Consider the following 3456-nt stretch of genomic DNA (forward strand, 5'->3'; position numbering starts at 1 on the left):
GGGAATGGTTTTAATAATAGGGCCAAACGTTACGATCAATGACTCTTCGGTGATTTCGTGGTAAGAACGGACGAGTGCCCATAGTAGAGGGATGGAGACGACGACCATGATGATAAGACTGACCCACCCTTCGACAAAGTCTTCTGTAAATAGTCCAATCATGCCAAGAGGTATTAAAGCTAAAACTAACAGTATAAGAATGGGATTCTTTTTTACGGGGAATTTCATATATATCACCTCTGTTAAGAGTATAGCACTTCAAACAGCTGTACATAAGTGAGAGATGAAGGAGGAAGTCGATGATTGTCAATGAACAGGAACACCATTTTTTAATGATTGAACAACATGAACACGCTAAGATTTCTGGTCAGATCGTAAGAAACTGGAAGAAAGATTTTTTGCTTCGTTCAAAACTAAGAGAAGAAGCGGACTGGGCGGTTTCCCAGCATGATCGTGCGTGGATTCCTCTGGATAAAGATCCAATATGGAATGAAGAAAAAAATAGACCTTACTCGTTTATAGATTATCCCCTCACTGAGAAACTTGAGGCTTATCAGCGAGGGATCGAGGAGGCTGCTGATCAGTCTCTGTATGCGGGGATGCTCTGCAGCATGCATTATCAATCTTTTTTTTCTGAGGATAGTGAGGATCCTGAGATTCGTTCATTTTTAGAGGATGAAAAGGATAGACAGAAAAACCTTTATCAAGCAATGAAGAGGGATATTCCTAAGGATATCTACCAACTCCATTTCCAGAGGCTGCAGTTTTGTGATGATCTTTCTCTGTATATCTGCATGCAGGAGTCTGGTATTTCTAAGGACGAAGAAGTGTCCTGGTTTAAAAATGGATTCAGGCAGTCATTCGATTTTGCACCCGGCGGCATCATGCCGCATTGGGTAGACGAAAAACAGGTATCTTTACGGCCTTTTCCTCTCGAGTATTCATTTGAAGTCCAGATTCCTTACCGGATGGTTTCAAAGGAGGATATTGAGAAGAAAGGATTAAAAGAAGCTTACCATCAGACAGAAATCAACCATAGAGTGGTTGTTTTTGTTCCTTCTGATTAAAGTAAGCTTTTAAATTCCGCTTTCAGACAGCCTAAGACATCTCTGGATCCCTGTCTGGGGCGGAAATTATTATTGATTTTTTTCTACATTAAATTGACTGCTTAAGAGCAGCCAGTTTTGAGGAAAGGACAATCCCAGTTTCCAATAGCTGATTCCTCTTAATCCTCGATTTTTAATAAGGTCGAACTTTTGTTGAATTGACCTTGCATCTTCAAACCATACTTCATGCTCACTTCCAGACGCATCTGTATAAGTGAAAAAGGGAGCTTGTTCTTCCTTATCATAAGATATATTCACATTATTTTCCCGGGCAATCTGGATAGCTCTTTGCGGGCTTACGGCTTTGGCAAACTCTCCCCCTGGTTCATAAGGCAGGGTCCAATCATAGCCATATAGGTTCTGGCCTAACAGAATTTTATCAGCAGGCATTTCGGTCAAAGCGTAATCTACGACTTCTGTAACAGGTCCGATAGGTGATACCGCCCGAGGAGGTCCCCCACTGTAGCCCCATTCATAAGTCATTAGCACAACAAAATCCACAATTTCCCCATGTGCTTTGTAATCATGTGCTTCGTACCACAGACCTTCTTGATCGGCACTCGTTTTAGGAGCAAGGGCTGTAGATATAAGAAGTCCCTCGGCAGATAGACGTTCTTTGGCTTTTCTTAGAAATTGGTTGTAATTTTCTTTCAATTCCGGTGGCAGAAATTCCATATCAAAATGAACGTCCCGAAATCCGATTTCACGGGTTGTCTGGATAATATTATCGAGCAAAGTATTTTGCAGATCTTCATTAGTTAAAATCGTCCGGCCTAATTCTGCACTGAATCCATCTTCAGCTAGATTTGTGACGACCATCATTAAAGAAGCGTCATTGTTATCAGCAATGGCTTTAAAATTATCCAGAGGAGGAGCTTTTAGGGAACCATCAGGTTGAATTTCATAACTGAATGGTGCTAAATAGGAAAGTAAAGGTGCCCGGTTTTCTGCAGAAGACTGTAAAGTATCCGACACTTCTCCACCGAAAGGTTCAATATAAGCATTCGCTGAGGTGTTAACAGGCGGTTGTTCCGGGATGTATAAACGGAATCCTGGCTGGAGAGTCTGAGTGACTTGAAGGTTGTTCACTCGTGCTAGCTCTTCAGCTGTTGTGCCAAACCGCCTGGCAATGGAATATAAACTGTCGCCGGGCTGGACAAAATAAAACTGACCAACAATCGGGACTACGATGGCCTGCCCTACAACCAGATCACCCGGGGTTTCCAGTTCGTTTGCATCAATGATAGCATTTGGCGTACTATCATAGAGGTTAGCTATCGAAAATACAGACTCCCCTGATTGGACCACGTGGATCTGCATTTAAATCACTCCTTTCTCATCTTTATTAATGTATGAGAAGGAAAAGGGGAATAACACTTACATTTTCAGAAGGAGATCTCTATGAATAACGATGAACACTATATGCAATTAGCTATAAAAGAAGCTAAAAAAGCGGAAGCTGAGGGAGAGGTCCCGATTGGAGCTGTGATCGTTCATAATGATGAAGTGATCGCCCGTGGTTATAATCAGAGAGAGAGTTCTCAGTTAGCTTCTTCCCACGCAGAATTCATTGCAATTGAGCGCGCAAACGGAGTCATCGGCAGCTGGCGGCTGGAAGATTGTACCCTCTACGTAACACTTGAACCTTGTCCGATGTGTACAGGGGCAATTTTGCAGTCGCGGATACCAAGAGTAGTTTATGGAGCTAAAGACCCCAAGGCCGGATGTGCAGGAACTTTGATGAACTTGCTAGAGGATGATCGCTTTAATCATCGAGCTGAAGTGGTTCCCGGCTTAATGGAGGATATGTGCGGACAATTGCTTACTGATTTCTTTCGGAGAATTCGTTCTCAGAAAAAGAATAAATCCAGTTTATAATTATTTTTAAAAAAGGATTGCATTATTCGTAATGCCTCGATATAATAGTAATGTCGTGCTAAGCGGGGAGGTAGCGGTGCCCTATACTCGCAATCCGCTATAGCGAGGCCGAATTCCCACCCGAGGTGGCAAGGTCTCAAGGCCTGCCTCATGTGAGTGGTGTTGACATTCAGGTCCTGCGCAATGAGAACCAGTGAACCCTGTCAGGTCCGGAAGGAAGCAGCAGTAAGCTGACCATCTCGTGTGCCGCGGGAGTGCCTGGATAGAGCCACAACCATGAGTAACGCTTGGGGCCTCGCCATCGAAGGTGGGTGCACGGCATTACATAAAGAATTACACAAAAAAGCTGTTATGATACTTTATCATAACAGCTTTTTTTATAAGCTCGGTTAAACGTGGTTATGTTTTTGGTAAGGGGCTTATTAAACTAAAGGGCCGGATTGTTGAAGACTCAGTTTCGAGATATCTTAGG

4 protein-coding genes and 1 other RNA gene are annotated in these 3456 nt (G+C 43.0%); 3 read left to right on the forward strand and 2 right to left on the reverse strand.

Annotated elements, in window-relative coordinates:
• Positions 1-228: hypothetical protein (locus tag WAM07_RS09005; RefSeq protein WP_422166175.1), on the reverse strand; the 228-nt coding region annotated here is incomplete at its 3' end.
• 71 nt (positions 229-299) lie between these two features.
• Between WAM07_RS09005 and WAM07_RS09010 the strand changes: the two genes are divergently transcribed.
• Positions 300-1067, forward strand: coding sequence for a DUF3891 family protein (locus WAM07_RS09010; RefSeq protein ID WP_422166177.1), 768 nt, complete (start codon positions 300-302; stop codon positions 1065-1067).
• Between the two features lie 69 nt (positions 1068-1136).
• Here the strand turns inward: WAM07_RS09010 and WAM07_RS09015 are convergent, their stop codons facing one another.
• A complete protein-coding gene (locus WAM07_RS09015) occupies positions 1137-2426 on the reverse strand; it encodes a LysM peptidoglycan-binding domain-containing protein (RefSeq protein WP_422166179.1) in 1290 nt (429 codons plus the stop codon).
• An 81-nt stretch (positions 2427-2507) separates the two neighbouring features.
• Between WAM07_RS09015 and tadA the strand changes: the two genes are divergently transcribed.
• Positions 2508-2984: a tRNA adenosine(34) deaminase TadA gene (tadA, locus tag WAM07_RS09020; RefSeq protein WP_422166181.1), complete on the forward strand. Its 477-nt coding sequence runs from the start codon at positions 2508-2510 to the stop codon at positions 2982-2984.
• Between the two features lie 53 nt (positions 2985-3037).
• Positions 3038-3303, forward strand: an RNA gene (gene ffs, locus WAM07_RS09025) — signal recognition particle sRNA large type.
• Positions 3304-3456: the final 153 nt, after the last annotated feature.

Origin of the sequence: Halobacillus sp. (assembly GCF_049282395.1) — a bacterium.
Taxonomy (GTDB): Bacteria; Bacillota; Bacilli; order Bacillales; family Halobacillaceae; genus Halobacillus.